The following is a 1,615-nucleotide window of genomic DNA, read 5'->3' as shown; positions in this document are numbered from 1 at the left end:
CGGCACTGAGGGGGGACATGGCGGTCGTCGGCTATCCCAAGCCGGGCACCGCGTTTGTCGGTGACGTGTCGGGGTACTACCTCTACCGCGGTTCCGGGTCGAGCTGGACCACGGACCTTCCAGCCTGCGACTCGAAGACCGCGACCAGGGGCGACGACGCCGAGTACGGCTACTCGGTGGCACTCGGAGAGGATCTCGTCGTCGCCGGCGACCCGAGGGCCGACTCCGGCCGTGGCGCGGTCTGGGTGCTCACCCAGGAGGACAACACCCAACCGGTCAACCACTGGCGGGAGACGAGGATCACAGCGTCCGACGGCGTCGCAGGAGACCGCTTCGGCTCCTCGGTCTCGCTGTGTGGTGACACCCTGATCATCGGTGCCGAGGGTGATGACTCGAACCGCGGCTCGGCCTACGTGTTCGACCGTATCCGGGTGAACTGGACGGAGAGGACCAAGCTCACGGCCCCGGACCGCGCGGCGAACGACTACTTCGGCTCCGCTGTCGCCCTGTCGGACGGCGTTGCCTTCGTCGGCGCCTACGGGGACGACGACAAGGGCTCCGGCTCGGGATCCGTCTACCAGTTCGCGGGCTCCGGGGCCGTGTGGACGCAGGCGGCGAAGCTCACAGCAGCCGACGGCGCGGCCGACGACAACTTCGGACGCGCGGTGGCCGCCTCGCGCGGCACGCTGATCGCGGCCGCTCCGGGCGATGACAGCGGGGGGGCGGACACGGGTTCCGCGTACCTGCGGCGCTACGCATACTCGACCTCCGAGGACACCACGCTCGTGGTCGCCGCGGCCGACGGGGTGCTCGGCAACGACACTGACGCGGACGGAGACGCGCTCGCCGCGGTCCTCGTCACCACCACGGCGCACGGGTCGTTGCAGCTGGCGGCCTCGGGGGCGATCACCTACACCCCCGATGCGAACTGGTACGGCTGCGACTCGTTCAGCTATCGGGCGAGCGACGGATCGGTCCAGACCACGCCGGCCGTCGTGACCATCACGGTCTCGCCCGTCGAGGATCCGACGACCGCCGTGGGCGACACGTTCACGATCGATGAGGACGCGCCGCTGTCCGCCGATATCCTCGCCAACGACATCAACGCCGACGGGGACGTGCTCGCCGCGTTCCCGACCACCAACGCCCCCGCCGGCTTCGACCTGTCGGATGGGACCGGCATCTTGACCTACGATCCGAGCGTCCGTCCGAACTGGAGCGGCACGCTGAGCTTCAAGTACACCGCGTGGCACAGCGATGACAGCTCCTCCACCGCCACCATCACCGTCGTCGTCACGCCGGTGAACGACCCGCCTGTAGCCGTCACCGACTCCAAGTCGTGCACCGAGGACGGCCGGGCGACGCTGAACGTCCTCACCAACGACAACGATGGCGATGGCGGCGGCAGCGCGGGACTCACGGCCTCGGTCTTCTCCGCGCCCGCCCACGGCACCGTGCAACTCGCGGCATCGGGGGCGTGCACGTACACGCCGGACCCGGACTGGAACGGCGTCGACACGTTCAGATACCGCGCCTACGACAACGACCTGTACTCGTCGCCGCAGACGGTGACGGTCACCGTCTCCCCCGTGGCGGACGCACCCGATGCGGTCGC

Annotated in this window: 1 protein-coding gene; it reads left to right on the top strand. The window is 69.6% G+C overall.

Features of this window, described 5'->3' with window-relative positions:
• Positions 1-17 precede the first annotated feature (17 nt).
• Positions 18-1,615, top strand: a 1,598-nt coding sequence (locus FDZ70_10345) for a tandem-95 repeat protein (protein ID TLM66688.1), incomplete at its 3' end; no start/stop codon positions are given.

The sequence above is a fragment of the Actinomycetota bacterium genome (assembly GCA_005774595.1).
Classification (GTDB): Bacteria; Actinomycetota; Coriobacteriia; order Anaerosomatales; family D1FN1-002; genus D1FN1-002.
Note: the sequence above shows the minus strand (reverse complement) of the source record. Positions and strands in the feature narration are given on the sequence as shown.